Raw genomic sequence first — 16,712 nt, 5'->3', positions numbered from 1 at the left:
ATAATGCACCTCTTTTTTAGTTTATATAAAATGAGTATTGATATGTATTGGCTTAAAGTGGTAGGAACATCAGAATGGGTTATATAATATTGTATATATATTTTCACGTGTAGGTGAATGGGGAAAAATAAAGATTACATTGTAAGGGAGTGAATGAAGTGCGTTGTCCATCCTGTTTTCATAATGGTACGAGAGTGTTAGATTCGCGTCCAGTAGACGAAGGGCGCTCTATTAGAAGAAGAAGAGAGTGCGAAAGTTGTTTAAATCGTTTTACAACATTTGAACGAGTGGAAGAGTCGCCTCTTATTGTTGTTAAAAAAGAAGGAACACGAGAAGAGTTTAATAAAGAAAAGATTTTGCGTGGGTTAATTAAAGCTTGTGAAAAAAGACCTGTATCTTTAAGACAGCTAGAAGAAGTAACGCAAAGTGTAGAGCGTGAACTTCGTAACTTAGGTATATCAGAAGTGAAAAGTGATATGATTGGTGAAATTGTCATGGAAGAACTTCGAGATATAGATGATGTTGCTTACGTACGTTTTGCTTCTGTCTATCGTCAATTTAAAGATTTAAATGTATTTATTGAAGAATTAAAAGATATACTGCAAAAAGAGAGAGAATAGTGTATACGATATGTGGCAGTTCTCTTTCAGGCATTTTATAACCTGCAAGTAATGAGATAAGAGAGCTAGAAGCGGAAGCTAATAGCTCTTTTTCGCTAAGGAGTTATATAATAAGGATAGAACGTGAATGAAGCGTGAGTTAGATTGGGAAAAGAAAGGAAAAGCACGAATGGAAAAACAGTCATGGATGGAGCTATTGCCAATTGATCGTTATAAAGTAAGTGCGAAAGGATTGTTACATCATTACGACCGGAAAGTGTTAACGATGTTATACCAGCCGTTAGTAGGTAGCAAAGCCTTTAGCTTATACATGACGCTGTGGGGAGAGCTAGAGCAAGACCGTGTGTTTGGGAAAGAGAATACGCATCATTCTCTTATGGTCACAATGCAGATGCAGCTTCCAGAAGTGTATGAGGAGCGAATAAAGTTAGAAGCAATTGGGCTTTTAAACGTATATATTAAGAAAGAAAAAGATATTCGAATGTTTATATATGAACTGCAGCCCCCTTTATCTCCAAAACAATTTTTTGATGATATTGTTTTGAGTATCTTTTTATACAATCGACTGAGCCGGACGAAATACAATCAAGTTAAGCAATATTTCTTAGAAGAAGAGTTCGATTTTGCTTCATATGAAAATGTTACGCATTCTTTTAATGATGTGTTCGGCTCGTTCAATCCAGGGCAGTTTGAGCATGCGCAAGAGGAACTGCGTATTCCAAAGACAACAGTTATGCCTAGTAACGAGAAGGGAAATACTCCAAAAGTTTGGAATGATTTCTTTGATTTTTCTTTATTTGTAGAGGGATTATCAGCGCTCGTTCCTAGAAAGGCAATTACAGATCAAGTGCGTGAATGCGTCATTACACTCGCTTATGTGTATGATGTTGATGTGCTATCCATGCAAAATATTGTTCTTGGCGCAATGACGGAGGTACAAACAATTGATATTGAAAGGCTTCGAAAAGGAGCACGTGATTGGTATCAATTTGAAAATGGTCAAGCACTACCTGTACTAAGTGAAAGAGTGCAACCTCATTCTGCGCGTACGATGAAAGAGAAAGAGCCATCTACACAAGAGGAGATGCTGATTAAACAGCTAGAGGAAATTTCGCCAAAACAATTGCTGAAAGAAATTTCAGGTGGTGCAGAGGCGACGAAAGCTGATTTGCAAATTGTTGAGGACGTAATGATTAGTCAGAAATTGACGCCAGGTGTTGTCAATGTACTTATTTATTACGTTATGCTACGCTCAGATATGAAACTAGCTAAAACATATGTTGAGAAGATTGCTGGCCATTGGGCACGAAAAAAGGTCGGTACAGTATCAGACGCGATGGCGCTAGCGAAAGAAGAAAATCGTCAATATCAAGAGTGGGCTGAGACGAAGAAGAAAGGCCGTACAGCAAAGAAAACGGTCCGAAAAGAATTGGTACCAGATTGGCTTAAAGAAGAGCCGAAAGAACAAGCGAAAGAAATTGTGCAAAATGATGTGAGTGTGGAACAAAATACGAGTACGTTAGATGATGAACGAAAACGATTAGAAGAAGAATTAAAAAAATATAAGCGTGATTAATAGAAGAGAATGAACGCTCTTTGAGGTGAAAAAAATGGAGCATATTCAAAATTCATTTGCGAAGTTAATGGAAAATAAAAATTTTAAAAATAGATATGAAGTGTTAAAAGCGGAGGTGATGGCGCATCCGCGTGTGAAAGAGTTTGTGGAAGAACATAAAGGTGAAGTAACGACTTCTATGATAGAAAGAAGTCTTGTGAAGTTATATGAATACATTGGACAAAGTGTTGGGTGCACGGATTGTCCTAACTTAGAATCATGTAAAAATATGATTCAAGGATACGAACCGAAACTTGTTATTCAAGGTAAAATGATTGATATTCAATATGATCGCTGCGTAAGGAAAGTAGCTTATGATGAGAGAAAGAAACAGGAGAAACTTATTCAAAGTGTATATATGCCAAAAGATATATTGCAGGCTTCTATGTCCTCTCTTGATTTATCTGATGGTCAGCGATTTGAAGCGATTCGTGCAGCGAACGAGTTCTTGAGCGAATATGAACCAGGAAAAAAAGTACAGGCAGTGTATTTTCACGGTCCATTTGGTGTTGGGAAAACATTCGTTTTAGGAGCGATTGCGAATGAATTGGCACAGAGGAAAGTAAGTTCGATGATTGTATACTTGCCAGAGTTTTTGAGAGAAATTAAAAGTTCTCTTCAAAATAATACAATTAGTGAGAAAATTGATGCGGTAAAACATGTGCCAGTACTCATGCTAGATGATATTGGAGCAGAAGCAATGTCAAGTTTTGTACGTGACGATGTCCTAGGCGCGATCCTACAATTCCGTATGCTCGAAAATTTACCGACGTTCTTTACATCTAACTTTGATTTTAAACAGTTAGAACATCATTTAACGTATACGCAGCGCGGTGAGGAAGAAGAAATGAAAGCGGCTCGTATTATGGAGCGTATTAAATATTTAGCGAAACCTGTTACGATTGGCGGGAAAAATCGTCGTCATACGTAAAGAGCAAGCATTAAGCTTGCTCTTTTTTTATTATATGTTGTTTTCTTTGCGAAGATAAGATCAAAGTATTCTGGTTGTCCAGAAATACCGACTTTAGAAGCGGGAATTTGTGCGAATATCCAATCTTCTTTAGTGTGTTTCATAGTAATTTCTCGGTAACCCTCTGTAGGGCTATTTATAACGAAGAGGACCTTTAATGTAATCATCACAAATGAGTATTTGAATATTGTATTTGTATCGCTAATTTAACATAATAGATAAATTATACAATGAAAAAATGTTTGTTGAAAATTCATATGAGCTTGTATCATTTTTTTCTCCCTCCCTTAATATATATAAAATTAGCAAGAAATATCGAGTGAAGATTCTAACAATAGATGTGCATTTCTGCCAAGAATGAGCCTTCACTGATCGGACTCTTATAGGATTTGTAATTTATGGATCCTTTAGAGCGGGGATAAAAGGGGGGACAAAAGTGATTGAAATTTGCTTCGAAGAAAAAAATGATGCTATGTATGTATATAGACAACTAATGAAAAGGACGGAATCGCTATATAAGGAAACGAGTGTGTATTTAAATGAGCAAAAGGTTGTTATTCATATACCGTTATGTGAATCGAATTATATCGAAAAGATTGTATTGCCAGTACTGCTTTATTTTATTGTGAATGTAAAACAAAATGAATGGATTCATGCAATTTTAAAGGAAAAGTTTTTTTATGAAGAACAAGAAGAATGTCATCAAATATTGCATATGGCCCATGAGATTTTAAAGGGGAGAAGAAAAGAGGTAGCTCGTGATTTAACACGTAAAAAATTTGAATCCTATGTTATGTCTTCTTTAAAAGGATGGCTTAATGATCCGCTTTCATTCTCATTTTCTTCATACGTTCGTTTTCGCCTTCGTACATATAGAGAAATGATAGCTAGACTGGCTGAAGTTGCGATTGATGAGTATAAAATGGAACAAGAATACCAAATGTTTATTGAGACGCTTAGGCAGCAAGTGAGTAACCGGAAATCTCGTTTATCTTGTGTGCATCTTGTTTTTGATGAAAGTTTTATTTTTTATGATGATAAAGGACGACGTTTAAAACAAGAGAGATTGGTTCAATATATAGATGATGGATTATTAAATCAAAAGGACGTATATATCGACGCAAAAGTAATTGCACCACTTCTTTCTATTTCGCCGAAAAAGATTTATTTATATACGAAAAAACAAGATCATAATATGATTATTACCCTTCGAAATGTATTTCAAGAACGCGTACAATTACATGGGTTGCATGAATTCGAACGCAACGTGAAAAAAATAAAAAATAAGGGTAACGCCCTTGATTTTCTAAGTTTTTGAGCATATAATTACCTACATAAATGAAATATATTGAAATGTTATGATGAGGACATGAGTAATTTTCTACGATTTTCAGAGAGGGAAGCCTTAGGGTGTGAGCTTCCTAGTACGGGTTTATTACTTACCACCTCTAAACTTTAGCAGTGAACGTTTTTCTAGTAATTGCTAACGGACAACACCGTTATGTTGAACTTGAGCAATTAACAATTTAGTTAATTGGAACAAGGGTGGAACCACGAATTCAACACTCGTCCCTTTTTATGGGATGAGTGTTTTTTATTTTGAAAAAAAGAGGAGTGACCAGTGATGGCAGATGTAGTTAAAATTACTTTCCCTGATGGAGCTGTGAAGGAGTTCCCAAAAGGAACAACAACTGAAGAAATCGCAGCTTCTATTAGCCCAGGCTTAAAGAAAAAAGCTGTGGCTGGAAAATTAAATGATGAGATGATCGATCTTTCTACACCAATTGAAGAAGATGGTGCGGTTTCTATCATTACATTAGATTCTGAAGATGGTTTATATATTTTACGCCACTCAACAGCACATCTTTTAGCACAAGCGTTAAAACGTTTATATAAAGATGTAAAACTTGGTATCGGTCCAGTAATCGAAAACGGCTTCTACTACGATATCGATATGGAAGAAGCAATTACAGTTGAAGACTTCAAAAAAATCGAAAAAGAAATGCAAAAAATTGTGAATGAGAACTTAGAAATCGTTCGTCATGAAGTACCACGCGCTGAAGCGCTTCGTCGTTACGAAGAAATTGGCGATGACTTAAAATTAGACTTAATTAACGATCTTCCAGAAGATGCGGTTATTTCAATTTACGAACAAGGCGAATTTTTCGACCTTTGCCGTGGTGTTCACCTTCCATCTACAGGAAAGATTAAAGTATTTAAATTGTTAAGCGTTGCAGGTGCTTACTGGCGTGGCGATAGCAATAATAAAATGCTACAACGTATTTACGGTACTGCATTCGTGAAGAAAGCAGAATTAGATGAGCATTTACGTATGCTTGAAGAAGCGAAAGAGCGTGATCACCGTAAATTAGGTAAAGAGTTAAAACTATTTACAAATAGCCAAAAAGTAGGACAAGGTTTACCACTTTGGTTACCAAAAGGTGCAACAATCCGTCGTATTATTGAGCGTTATATCGTTGATAAAGAAGCAAGCCTAGGATATGACCACGTATATACTCCAGTATTAGGAAGTAGAGAGCTTTATGAAACTTCTGGTCACTGGAATCACTACCGTGATGGTATGTTCCCATCGATGGAAATGGATAACGAAGAATTAGTTCTTCGTCCAATGAACTGTCCTCACCATATGATGGTTTATAAAAATGATATTCACAGCTACCGTGAATTACCAATTCGTATTGCGGAGCTTGGAACAATGCACCGCTATGAAATGTCTGGTGCGCTATCTGGATTACAACGTGTACGCGGAATGACTTTAAATGATGCGCATATTTTCGTTCGTCCAGATCAAATTAAAGAAGAGTTAAAGCGCGTAGTAAACTTAACTTTAGAAGTGTACAAAGATTTCGGTTTAGAAAACTATTCATTCCGTCTATCTTACCGTGACCCAGAAGATACTAAAAAGTATTATGCTGACGATGAGATGTGGGAAAAAGCACAAGGTATGTTAAAAGAAGCTATGGATGAAATGGGTCTTGAGTACTATGAAGCTGAAGGCGAAGCGGCATTCTACGGTCCAAAACTTGATGTTCAAGTTCGTACTGCACTAGGAAAAGACGAAACACTTTCAACTGTACAACTAGACTTCTTACTTCCAGAACGCTTTGAATTAACTTACGTTGGTGAAGATGGTAAACAACATCGCCCAGTTGTAATTCACCGTGGTGTTGTATCGACTATGGAACGTTTCGTTGCCTTCTTAATTGAAGAATACAAAGGTGCATTCCCAACTTGGTTAGCTCCAGTTCAAGTGCAAGTAATTCCAGTTTCTCCGCAAGTACATTTAGACTATGCGAAGAAAGTACAGGAAGACTTACAACGTGCTGGTATCCGTGTTGAAGTAGATACTCGTGAAGAGAAAATTGGCTACAAAATCCGTGAAGCGCAAATGCAAAAAATTCCGTATATGCTTGTAGTAGGTGACAATGAAGTTACTGAAAATGGCGTGAACGTACGTAAATACGGTGAGCAAAAATCAGAAACAATCGCATTAGATGCTTTTGTTGATATGATTAAAGTAGAAGGAAAACGATAAGAAAGAGCCGCGGTATACCGCGGTTTTCTTATGTATTATAAATAAGAAAAGCTAGAAAAAATAACCATACAATACTTATCATAAAAAAGTATTGCATGTATGCAAGTTGTTTGTTACAATGTTTCTTGTTGTTAGTAAAACAAGTCGCGTCTTCTTGACAGACTTCATGTCCTATGGTAAACTCATCAAGGATAATAGAATATTGTTTTGTAGAACAAGTAGAAGCACCCGCTTCTCACCTGAATGACGCATTCGCAGTTAACAGGTAAATGTATTTCTTACTAAAGATATTACAAGTGTGGGTGTCATATGCCCGCACTTTTTTTGTTCGGGTTCTATGATTGCAAAACATATTCTGAGAAAACCTTGGAGGTGGCTTACTATTAGCAAGGATATGATGATTAACGAGCAAATTCGTGCACGTGAAGTACGTTTAGTTGGCGCAAATGGCGATCAACTTGGAATCAAGTCTCGTAATGACGCTTTAGACTTAGCTGCAAATCTTAATCTTGATTTAGTATTGGTTGCTCCAAATGCGAAACCACCAGTATGCCGCATTATGGACTACGGTAAATTCCGCTTTGAGCAACAAAAGAAAGAAAAAGAACAGCGCAAAAATCAAAAAATAATTAGCATGAAAGAAGTTCGTTTAAGTCCAACAATCGATGAACATGACTTTAACACAAAACTTCGTAATGCTATCAAGTTTTTAGAGAAGGGCGACAAGGTTAAAGCGTCAATTCGCTTTAAAGGACGTGCCATTACTCATAAAGAAATCGGTCAACGTGTCTTAGATCGTTTCGCTGAAGCTTGTGCTGAAGTTAGTACAATCGAATCTAAGCCTAAAATGGAAGGACGTAGTATGTTCTTAGTTTTAGCACCGAAAAACGATAAGTAATAGATAGAGGAGGAAATACCTATGCCTAAACAAAAAACTCATCGCGGCGCTGCAAAGCGTTTCAAAAAGACTGGATCTGGTAAACTTAAGCGTTCACACGCTTACACAAGCCATTTATTCGCTAACAAATCTACAAAAGCTAAACGTAAACTACGTAAAGCTGGTGTAGTAAGCGCTGGTGACTTCAAACGCATTCGTCAAATGCTTGACAACTTAAAATAAGTTCGGTTTATAGATAGAACAAACTAGGAGGTAATATTATGCCAAGAGTAAAAGGTGGTACAGTTACTCGTAAACGTCGTAAAAAAATGATTAAACTAGCGAAAGGTTACTACGGTTCAAAGAATACTTTATTCAAAGTTGCTAACCAACAAGTAATGAAGTCTCTATTATATGCGTTCCGTGACCGTCGTCAAAAGAAACGTGACTTCCGTAAATTATGGATCACTCGTATTAACGCAGCAGCTCGTATGAATGGTCTTTCTTACAGCCGCTTAATGCACGGTTTAAAAAATGCTGGCATCGAAGTTAACCGCAAGATGCTTGCTGACTTAGCTGTTCATGACGAAAAAGCTTTCGCTGAATTAGCAACAGTTGCAAAAAACAACTTAAACTAATTATTTAAAAACCTTAGAAGATTTTCTTCTAAGGTTTTTTTATTTATATTAATTGTAGTCATTCCATGATTTGCAAAATATTCCATGAACTATTGCCATAATTGATAAGGCTATTCCTTCTATTTGTACAGCGGTATCAAAACCAGCGTTTGATCAAGCGTATCGTTCCGTTAGACGTGGTGGTGCATGTGTCGCAGTAGGTTTACCGCCAGAAATGATGGAAGTACCAATATTTGATACTGTATTAAATGGTGTAAAGATTATCGGTTCTATTGTAGGGGCAAGAAAAGATTTACAAGAGACATTGCAATTTGCAGCAGAAGGGAAAGTAAAAGCAATTATAGAAACACGCCATCTTCATGAAATCAACGATATTTTCACTGAAATGGAAGAAGGAAAGAGTAACGGACGTGTCGTTATCGATATGACAAAATCAGTATAAAAACTATAGCGATATAGAAGAATATAGAATGGAAAGTCAGGGGAGAATCCCCCTGACTTTTTAGTTTGCGCTCATTCATAAGGAAAGGCATCTTTCCTAGTAGAAACGACACTGCTATAATGGAAAGATGATATGGACCTTTCATCATGTAAACAATTTATAGATGATGATTGAAACGTATTTGCAAATTAAGGACAAGCTACCAAGTAAAGGTGTAGGTAGCTGACTTATTAAATAAGAAATAAAAAATGATAATGAACTTTGAGATGAAACAACATTGTTGCATAATATGCGATGTTGGAGGAGGACAATAGAATGGACTTACTACAACTATTTAAATTACAAAAAGAATTAGATGATCGTATTGCGAAAGAACACAATTTACAGCCGAAGAAATTATTAAAAGAAAAAATGCTAGCGCTGCTTGTAGAAATTGGAGAGCTTGCAAATGAAACACGTTGCTTTAAATATTGGAGCAATAAGCCAGCATCTGAGCGTGAAGTCATACTAGAAGAATATGTAGATGGTTTGCATTTCATTTTATCAATTGGAATTGATTTAGGGATTGATAAAAACTTCTTATTCTATAAATGCGCGCAAACGAACAAGACGCAGGTTGAAATTTTCTTAGACACGTATGCGAAAGTAATTCGTTTTACAGATCAACCATCTATTACAAATTATATTGAATTATTTACAAGCTATCTTCGCCTTGGACAAGCACTTGAATTTGATCAGGAAGAAATTGAAAAAGCGTATTTAGATAAAAACGAAGTAAACCACCAGCGTCAAACACAAGGATACTAAGTTAATTTTTGAATATTTCAATTTCCTTTTGTATAATGAAGTGACTGAAGAAAAAGGAGGGTGTTGGCAATGACAAAATTAGACGCGACATTGACAATGCTAAAAGAATTAACAGATGCACGAGGTATTGCGGGGAATGAGCGTGAACCACGTGAAGTGATGAAGAAGTATATCGAGCCGTTTGCAGATGAACTTTCTACAGATAATTTAGGAAGTTTAGTTGCAAAAAAAGTTGGGGAAGAAAACGGTCCGAAAATTATGGTTGCTGGTCATTTAGATGAAGTTGGATTTATGATTACGCAAATTGATGACAAAGGCTTCCTTCGTTTCCAAACAGTTGGTGGCTGGTGGTCACAAGTTATGCTTGCACAACGTGTAACAATCGTAACGCGTAAAGGTGATGTAACAGGTGTAATTGGTTCAAAACCACCACACATTTTACCGCCAGAAGCTCGTAAAAAACCAGTTGAAATTAAAGATATGTTTATTGATATCGGTGCTTCTAGTCAAGAAGAAGCGATGGAATGGGGCGTACGACCAGGGGATCAAGTTGTACCTTACTTTGAATTCCAAGTGATGAATAATGAAAAAATGTTACTTGCAAAAGCATGGGATAACCGCATTGGTTGTGCAATTGCAATTGACGTATTAAAACAATTAAAAGATGAACAGCATCCAAACGTTGTATATGGCGTTGGAACTGTACAAGAAGAAGTAGGCCTCCGCGGTGCGAAAACGTCTGCAAATTATATTAAGCCAGATATCGCGTTCGCGGTAGATGTTGGTATTGCTGGTGATACACCAGGTGTAACAGCGAAAGAAGCACAAAGTAAAATGGGTGATGGACCACAAATCATTTTATATGATGCATCTGTCATCGGTCATACAGGGTTACGTAATTTCGTTGTTGATGTTGCTGATGAATTACAGATTCCATACCAATACGATTCTGTAGCTGGTGGCGGAACAGATGCAGGCGCAATTCATGTTTCTGTAAACGGTATTCCATCTATGGCAATTACAATCGCAACTCGTTACATACATTCTCATGCGGCGATGTTACATCGTGATGATTATGAAAATGCAGTGAAGTTAATTGTAGAAGTTATTAAGCGTCTTGATAAAGAGACTGTACATAACATTACATTTAATTAATAAGAAAAAGCGAAGGAGGATCTCCTTCGCTTTTTGCATTTTTAAAAAGGTTTTTCTAATCCAGCTGCAGCATGAGCTCCTAAAATAATTAGACGTGTTAACTGCATCGCCATAAAATGTGGCGTGTAAATCATGCCTTTTTTTAGCCATGACATAATCATTCCGATATGAGCACCTGTGACATAACTAATAAGAATATCACGTGGAACCATTAGTTCTTCATCATCTGGCTGAGAAATAGATAAGCTTAATGTTAAATGTGTTTGGATTGTTTTCATCATTTTATAAGAGTAGTTTCCCGCTGCTTTATCACCAAGCATAACGTTATAGAAGTTAGCATTTTCTGCAATATGTTCAAATAAAGCTAAAAAAGTCGGATGCGGTGAGTCAAATGTGAGCTGAAAATCTTCCTTATTTCGCTTTTTTGGTTTAATTACTTCGGCTAGTTTTTCTAACATTTCTTCTATGCTTTTCTCTAATAAATCATATTTATCATGGTAATGACTATAAAATGTGGCACGATTTACAGGGGCACGCTCAGCGATATGTTGTACAGTTACATTTTCAAAGCCCTTTTCGCCTACTAAAGCGACAAAAGCATCCTGTATGAGTTGTCTTGTGCGTTTTACACGTGGATCATTTGTATTTTTAATAGACATTATTATTTCTCCTTGTTTGTTTTTTAAAACTTAAACAACACATATGTAGTGTAATGTTGGTTAAGCGACATATATACTTAAATTGTCGGTTGTGGATTCAAAATAATTATTTATAATTATAAACGATAGTCCTTTAGAAATCAGCACCGCTCGCATGTAGGCAAAACGTTGTTTGCATCGCAAAGGTGTGCTTTTTTTGTTTAAAGGTTAATATAATTAACAATTAAACAATCTAAACAAAAAGGATGTAAAATAGTTTAGAAAAAAATTATATGCGATATAAGGAGAGGAATGCAATGAATCAGTTTCGAAGAATGGTGATTATCAACATTATCACATTAATTGTACTAGTTGGCGGCGGTATTGGCGGTTACTACTATTACAACCAAGCAGAAAACTATTTAAAAACAGACAATGCAAAGATTGACGGGAAAGTAATCCCAATTGCATCACCAGTAGCAGGGAAATTAACAGAATGGAAAGCTGAAGTAGGTAAAAATTACAATGAAAATGATAAATTAGGTGCTGTTACTGTAGCTGGAGCAAATGGTGAGCAAACGATGGATGTAACAATTCCACAAAATGCAACAGTTGTACAATCAAACGCAACAACAAATGCGTTCGTTGGAGCAGGAAGCCCGATTGCTTACGCATTTGATATGAACAATTTATGGGTAACAGCAAACATTGAAGAAACAGATGTTGATGATGTTCAAAAAGGTCAAACAGTAGATGTATATGTAGATGCATATCCAGATACAACGTTAACAGGGAAAGTAGAACAAGTTGGATTAACAACAGCAAATACATTTTCTATGTTACCATCAAGCAACGCAACAGCGAACTATACGAAAGTAACTCAAGTTGTACCAGTTAAAATTTCTTTAGATCATAGCAAATCAGTAAATATTGTTCCTGGAATGAATGTGACAGTTCGTATTCATAAGTAAGGGGGAGATGAGATGTCCTCAATTGCAATTGCAGGATATGCACTATTTTGTATAATCGTCTTCTTCCTTGTAAATCGTCTTTTACGAAAGAAAAAAACGAATGTGGGAGAAGAACAAGTCCCAGCCGTAAGTAAGATAGAAGTAAGTAAAGTAGAAACAGTAGAGAAAGAACTTGAACAAAAACAAGAAACAGAAGCTTCTAATGTAGTGGAATTAGAAACAGGGAAGCAAGAACAAGTGAAACAGGAAAAAGAAATGCTGAAGAGACAATTGCCGATAGAGAGTGTAAATGTAAAAGCGGTTGTAGCCGTATTAATTCTCGGTATGTTCGTTTCTATTTTAAACCAAACAATCATTAATGTTGCGTTGCCACCATTAATGAACGAATTTAACGTATCGACTTCAACAGCACAATGGTTAATTACAGGCTTCATGCTTGTAAACGGAATTTTAGTACCGATTAGTGCCTTTTTAGTTTCACGGTTTACGTATCGTAAATTATTCGTAGCGGCGATGTTATTCTTTACTGTAGGATCTATCATTTGTGCTACATCAGGAAACTTTACGATGATGATGACAGGCCGCGTTATTCAAGCGGTTGGTGCAGGTATTTTAATGCCAGTTGGTATGAATATCTTCATGACGTTATTTCCACCTCATAAGCGCGGAGCAGCTATGGGATTATTGGGGGTAGCAATGATTTTAGCACCTGCTATCGGACCGACTGTAACAGGTTGGGTTATTGAAAACTATAGCTGGAACTTAATGTTCTATGCAATGTTTGTTATCGGTTTAATTATCACGTTTTTATCTTTAAAATTCTTTACACTAGCTCAGCCAGTTTCTAAAACGAAGCTAGATATATTTGGTGTTATTAGTTCAAGTATTGGATTAGGCAGCTTACTGTACGGATTTAGTGAAGCTGGGAATAATAGTTGGACTAGTGCGGAAGTTGTTATTTCACTTATTGTTGGTGTAATAGGTATCGCAGTATTTATTTGGAGAGAGCTAACGACTGATAATAAAATGCTTGATTTACAAGTGTTTAAATATCCAACGTTCACTTTCACATTATTAATTAACGCGATCGTAACGATGGCATTATTTGGAGGTATGTTATTACTTCCAGTATACTTGCAAAATATTCGCGGCTTTACGCCAATCGAATCGGGTTTACTACTTCTTCCAGGATCATTAATTATGGGGATTATGGGACCGATTGCAGGGAAGTTATTTGATAAATACGGCATTCGTCCGCTAGCAATTATTGGATTAGCTATTACGACATTTGCGACATATGAATTTACAAAGTTATCGATGGATACACCGTATAGCGTTATTATGACGGATTATATTATACGTTCAATTGGTATGTCATTCATTATGATGCCAATTATGACAGCTGGTATGAACGCGCTGCCGATGAAATTAATTTCTCACGGTACAGCAACGCAAAATACATCGAGACAAGTAGCTGGTTCAATTGGAACAGCAATCTTAATCACAATTATGACGCAGCAAACTACTGCTCACGTAGCAGATTACGGCAATATGTTAACAACAACAAACCCGATTTTAGTTGATAAAGCGCATGGAATGGGTCAAAGTTTAGCAGCGGTAGCCGGTTCTGCACAAGCAGGAGATGCAATGAGCTCCCAATTATTATCCGGACAAATTTCGAAGCTATCTGCAATTAACGGTATTAACGATGCCTTCTTAATTGCAACAATATTAGCAGGTATTGCTTGGGTGTTATCATTCTTCTTACAGTCAGGTAATAAACCAAATAGAAAAGCAGGGAATTAATTTTCCCTGCTTTTTTGTGCTTTCATAAAACTATTAAGTCATAACTAGAAGTTGATAAGCAATTACCATGAAGAATCCCGTTATAAACATAATCGTTCCCATAGAACGAATGCTTGTTATTTGTCTCCCACTTACAATAGCTAATAGTCCAGCTAAAGGGAATAGGCTCCAATACACAGTAGCTGAAATTGGAATTTGTTTCTCTACATCTATTCCAATTCCTATACTAATAATGATAGGAACAATGATAAGTAATAGGCAAACCAATCCAGCTATAATGGTAAGTGATTTACGATATTTAATTCCAGCAGCAATTAAAAAAACGCCACCAATAATTCCACATAACATAAAAATGGGGGCTAAGAAAACCTAAACTAATATTCCATCATCTTCTATATGAAATCTCCTATCATATTTTTAAGTAGTTGATAACATGAGATTAGAAAAAATCTCTATTGAATAGGGAATGAATCATCTACGGACATGAGTTGATAGAAATGAAGGGGAACAAAATGAATGAATAAGTGTAGAAAATTAGTAAAAGGAGATATCAAGGTGATACCTCCTTTTTAGCCTAAAAAGGCCAATGTATTATTCATAATATGAAAGAGCATAGCTGGAATAATAGAGTTCGTTTTCTTACATAATATAGCCATCAATAGCCCCATGAAGAAAGTGATTACCATTACCCCAAGTGAGTATGTGTGAGCAATTCCGAAGAAGAAGCTTGTTAAAATTGCTGCAATCCAAAATGGAAAACGCTCTGAGAAGAAGCGAAGTATAAAACCTCGGAAAATGAGTTCTTCAAAAATGGGTGTGAGTATTGCAAAGCCGATAAGTAATAATATTTGATACTGATTTAAAATGTTTAAGCTTAAGGCGGAAGATTGTTCGGTTGTTGCGTCTGGGAATACATAATTTAACATAATGAAATTGAGAATAATATTTAAAACGAAGAAAAGAAGTAAGTATACGTATGTACGCCAGTTTTTGAGTGCTTCAAAGTTAAAAGCCGATAATAATAGTTTTTTTGCTGGTTTATATTTAAATATGAACAATAACAAAACGAATAGTTGTAATGCAATACTTGTGGTGTTTGCGATAGATTCGTACAAGGCGGTTTGTTTTTTATTTGTAAGACCATCTGTGTAAATCGTTAAAGGCAGTGCTAGGAATAAAGTGATAAGCCCAGTGCCAAAGAAAGCGAATAAGACAGAGCTAATAAATTGTCCCCATGACATGGAGTATTTTTGTTCATACGGAAGTTGTGTAGTTGATTGCATATATTTAAATCACCTCTCTATATTTATATATAATTATAATTGATTTACGTTTGGAATGTTACGTTTAAATATTACATACAAGATTGTGTTTTTAAATATTCTGTGTATTTTTTAGGGTAAAATAATAAAAGAGGTATCACACTGTAGTGATGCCTCTTTTTTATTGGTAGATTTGCTCTACTTTTTTATGAGATTTTGCTTTTTGTATTTGTAACTCACGCTCTATCAGTCGGTCTAATTGCTGAATTGCTTTTAATGCTTTTTCATAAGAAATCGTTCTATAATGGTGTGCTCCACCCGGTTCTTCGTCCGCTTCATCTGCCCACTTAATAATATTTTGTAAAGGCGTTCTTTCAAGCGTTTGTTCTACTAGGAAAGAATCAGTGTGCAATAAAATTGCAACTGAAATTTCTTTTGCTTGAATAGGATGTTCTCCTAAGCGGATTAATAATTTATGAGCTCTTTCTGCTCCTTTAATCGCATGTATATCATTCTTTTTGTACAGTTCATAGTCCCATTCGCCGCCTGTGTACCATGTATGATGTCCGATATCATGAAGGAAACCAGCTTTTGTTGCAGCATCGACTGAGGCGTGATGCTTTTTAGCTAAGTGAAACGCATGGTAAGCGACAGCAATTGCATGGACCATTCCAGAACGGTTTACGTATTTTTGTGTAATGTGATGTTGAAAAATTTGTTCAAGCGTAATACGGTGCATAAAACATTCACTCCTTTTATCCCGCTTTAACGGGCAGTAAGATTCCTACTTCAAAATTCGGCGAATACGAGGAAGTTAGGTGGGGAATCAACTGCCCGTAAAAGCCCGATTGGTGAAGGCTAATAATTAGTGGGGATGAACACCCCTCCCCACTAATTAAAGTTTCACTTTATCTAATGGTGTATATGAAGAAAATCGATCGGTTTAAATGTATTTTGAACATTGTACTCCATCAAGTAGAGTTAGTAAAGTAGAAATGTTTAGGAGAAGAAAATTTTTGTGTGCACATAAAAATCACCTTAGCTTATGCTAAGGTGATTTGTGAATGCTTATTTTTTTAAGCCTTGCTCAAGTGTTTCTAACATTTCATGCTTTTCATTTTCATCCGCATTTTTCCAAATGACTTCGAATAAAACGCCGAGCCCTGGAAGCATTTTTTCTTCGCCGCTTTGAATTGCATCAACAATTGTTTCTTGTAATTGATCTTGTGAATTTCCAGATACATTCGCTAATACAGCACCGCGTAGATTAAAATTCATCACTTTCACCTCTTCTTCTGAATTGAAACTGACATTAGTTTTTGTTCTTTTTTATGTAAATATGTATGAAAAATAGG

The 16,712-nt window shown here is 36.1% G+C and carries 18 protein-coding genes, 1 pseudogene and 2 other annotated features; of the genes and pseudogenes, 13 read left to right on the top strand and 6 right to left on the bottom strand.

What is annotated here, in order from left to right; translation table 11 throughout:
* The first annotated feature begins 158 nt into the window (after window positions 1-158).
* The 3 genes from nrdR to dnaI all read left to right on the top strand — a co-directional run bounded on the left by nrdR (window position 159) and on the right by dnaI (window position 3,166).
* Window positions 159-620 (top strand): transcriptional regulator NrdR, encoded by a 462-nt coding sequence (gene nrdR, locus DJ93_RS08540; protein WP_042980241.1) that lies wholly within the window; start codon window positions 159-161, stop codon window positions 618-620.
* Window positions 621-789: 169 nt separating this feature from the next.
* Window positions 790-2,196 carry a replication initiation and membrane attachment family protein gene (locus DJ93_RS08535; RefSeq protein WP_042984165.1) on the top strand — a complete coding sequence of 469 codons (1,407 nt, stop codon included), beginning with the start codon at window positions 790-792 and terminating at the stop codon, window positions 2,194-2,196.
* A gap of 34 nt (window positions 2,197-2,230) precedes the next feature.
* On the top strand, window positions 2,231-3,166 hold the full coding sequence (gene dnaI / locus DJ93_RS08530; RefSeq protein ID WP_042980240.1) for a primosomal protein DnaI: 936 nt from the start codon (window positions 2,231-2,233) through the stop codon (window positions 3,164-3,166).
* On the opposite strand, the gene DJ93_RS32805 is transcribed toward dnaI, so the two are convergent.
* Window positions 3,157-3,309 carry a hypothetical protein gene (locus DJ93_RS32805; protein ID WP_161785248.1) on the bottom strand — a complete coding sequence of 51 codons (153 nt, stop codon included), beginning with the start codon at window positions 3,307-3,309 and terminating at the stop codon, window positions 3,157-3,159. The genes dnaI and DJ93_RS32805 overlap by 10 nt on opposite strands.
* Before the next feature lie 332 nt (window positions 3,310-3,641).
* Here DJ93_RS32805 and ytxC point away from each other — a divergent pair, with 332 nt between their 5' ends.
* The 8 genes and pseudogenes from ytxC (at window position 3,642) to DJ93_RS08485 (ending at window position 10,680) form a co-directional block, all read left to right on the top strand.
* A complete protein-coding gene (gene ytxC, locus DJ93_RS08520; RefSeq protein ID WP_042980238.1) occupies window positions 3,642-4,523 on the top strand; it encodes a putative sporulation protein YtxC in 882 nt (293 codons plus the stop codon).
* Window positions 4,524-4,554: 31 nt separating this feature from the next.
* Window positions 4,555-4,782, top strand: a binding site (T-box leader).
* A gap of 47 nt (window positions 4,783-4,829) precedes the next feature.
* Entirely contained in the window at window positions 4,830-6,761 is a 1,932-nt protein-coding gene (thrS, locus tag DJ93_RS08515; RefSeq protein ID WP_042980236.1) for a threonine--tRNA ligase, read from the top strand.
* A gap of 210 nt (window positions 6,762-6,971) precedes the next feature.
* Window positions 6,972-7,092, top strand: a sequence feature (ribosomal protein L20 leader region).
* A gap of 63 nt (window positions 7,093-7,155) precedes the next feature.
* Window positions 7,156-7,659, top strand: a complete 504-nt coding sequence (gene infC, locus DJ93_RS08510) for a translation initiation factor IF-3 (RefSeq protein ID WP_181969219.1) — start codon at window positions 7,156-7,158, stop codon at window positions 7,657-7,659.
* A 21-nt stretch (window positions 7,660-7,680) separates the two neighbouring features.
* Window positions 7,681-7,881 carry a 50S ribosomal protein L35 gene (gene rpmI / locus DJ93_RS08505; RefSeq protein ID WP_001125945.1) on the top strand — a complete coding sequence of 67 codons (201 nt, stop codon included), beginning with the start codon at window positions 7,681-7,683 and terminating at the stop codon, window positions 7,879-7,881.
* 38 nt (window positions 7,882-7,919) lie between these two features.
* Window positions 7,920-8,276, top strand: a complete 357-nt coding sequence (gene rplT / locus DJ93_RS08500; RefSeq protein ID WP_042980234.1) for a 50S ribosomal protein L20 — start codon at window positions 7,920-7,922, stop codon at window positions 8,274-8,276.
* 118 nt (window positions 8,277-8,394) lie between these two features.
* Window positions 8,395-8,718: pseudogene (locus tag DJ93_RS08495) on the top strand (zinc-binding dehydrogenase); the annotation flags it as partial.
* 315 nt (window positions 8,719-9,033) lie between these two features.
* The gene (locus tag DJ93_RS08490; protein ID WP_042980231.1) at window positions 9,034-9,525 is read left to right on the top strand and encodes a dUTP diphosphatase; all 492 of its coding nucleotides are present in this window, start codon (window positions 9,034-9,036) and stop codon (window positions 9,523-9,525) included.
* Between the two features lie 69 nt (window positions 9,526-9,594).
* The gene (locus tag DJ93_RS08485) at window positions 9,595-10,680 is read left to right on the top strand and encodes a M42 family metallopeptidase (protein WP_042980229.1); all 1,086 of its coding nucleotides are present in this window, start codon (window positions 9,595-9,597) and stop codon (window positions 10,678-10,680) included.
* 41 nt (window positions 10,681-10,721) lie between these two features.
* Here DJ93_RS08485 and DJ93_RS08480 read toward each other — a convergent pair whose 3' ends face one another.
* Window positions 10,722-11,339: a TetR/AcrR family transcriptional regulator gene (locus DJ93_RS08480; RefSeq protein ID WP_042980227.1), complete on the bottom strand. Its 618-nt coding sequence runs from the start codon at window positions 11,337-11,339 to the stop codon at window positions 10,722-10,724.
* A gap of 296 nt (window positions 11,340-11,635) precedes the next feature.
* On the opposite strand from DJ93_RS08480, the gene DJ93_RS08475 reads away from it, so the two are divergent.
* Together DJ93_RS08475 and DJ93_RS08470 are read left to right on the top strand one after the other, a co-directional pair.
* Entirely contained in the window at window positions 11,636-12,289 is a 654-nt protein-coding gene (locus DJ93_RS08475; protein ID WP_042980226.1) for an HlyD family secretion protein, read from the top strand.
* A gap of 12 nt (window positions 12,290-12,301) precedes the next feature.
* A complete protein-coding gene (locus tag DJ93_RS08470) occupies window positions 12,302-14,095 on the top strand; it encodes a DHA2 family efflux MFS transporter permease subunit (RefSeq protein WP_042980224.1) in 1,794 nt (597 codons plus the stop codon).
* A 33-nt stretch (window positions 14,096-14,128) separates the two neighbouring features.
* Here the strand turns inward: DJ93_RS08470 and DJ93_RS08465 are convergent, their stop codons facing one another.
* From DJ93_RS08465 to sspI, 4 genes are all read right to left on the bottom strand, one after another.
* Window positions 14,129-14,443, bottom strand: coding sequence for a hypothetical protein (locus DJ93_RS08465; RefSeq protein WP_042980223.1), 315 nt, complete (start codon window positions 14,441-14,443; stop codon window positions 14,129-14,131).
* Window positions 14,444-14,664: 221 nt separating this feature from the next.
* Window positions 14,665-15,378 (bottom strand): CPBP family intramembrane glutamic endopeptidase, encoded by a 714-nt coding sequence (locus DJ93_RS08460; protein WP_042980222.1) that lies wholly within the window; start codon window positions 15,376-15,378, stop codon window positions 14,665-14,667.
* Between the two features lie 160 nt (window positions 15,379-15,538).
* A complete protein-coding gene (locus DJ93_RS08455) occupies window positions 15,539-16,096 on the bottom strand; it encodes an HD domain-containing protein (RefSeq protein ID WP_042980221.1) in 558 nt (185 codons plus the stop codon).
* A gap of 329 nt (window positions 16,097-16,425) precedes the next feature.
* Window positions 16,426-16,635 (bottom strand): small acid-soluble spore protein SspI, encoded by a 210-nt coding sequence (gene sspI / locus DJ93_RS08450; protein ID WP_042980220.1) that lies wholly within the window; start codon window positions 16,633-16,635, stop codon window positions 16,426-16,428.
* Between the last annotated feature and the right edge of the window lie 77 nt (window positions 16,636-16,712).

Origin of the sequence: Bacillus clarus (assembly GCF_000746925.1) — a bacterium.
Taxonomy (GTDB): Bacteria; Bacillota; Bacilli; order Bacillales; family Bacillaceae_G; genus Bacillus_A; species Bacillus_A clarus.
This window is presented reverse-complemented; position numbering and strand designations above follow the sequence as displayed.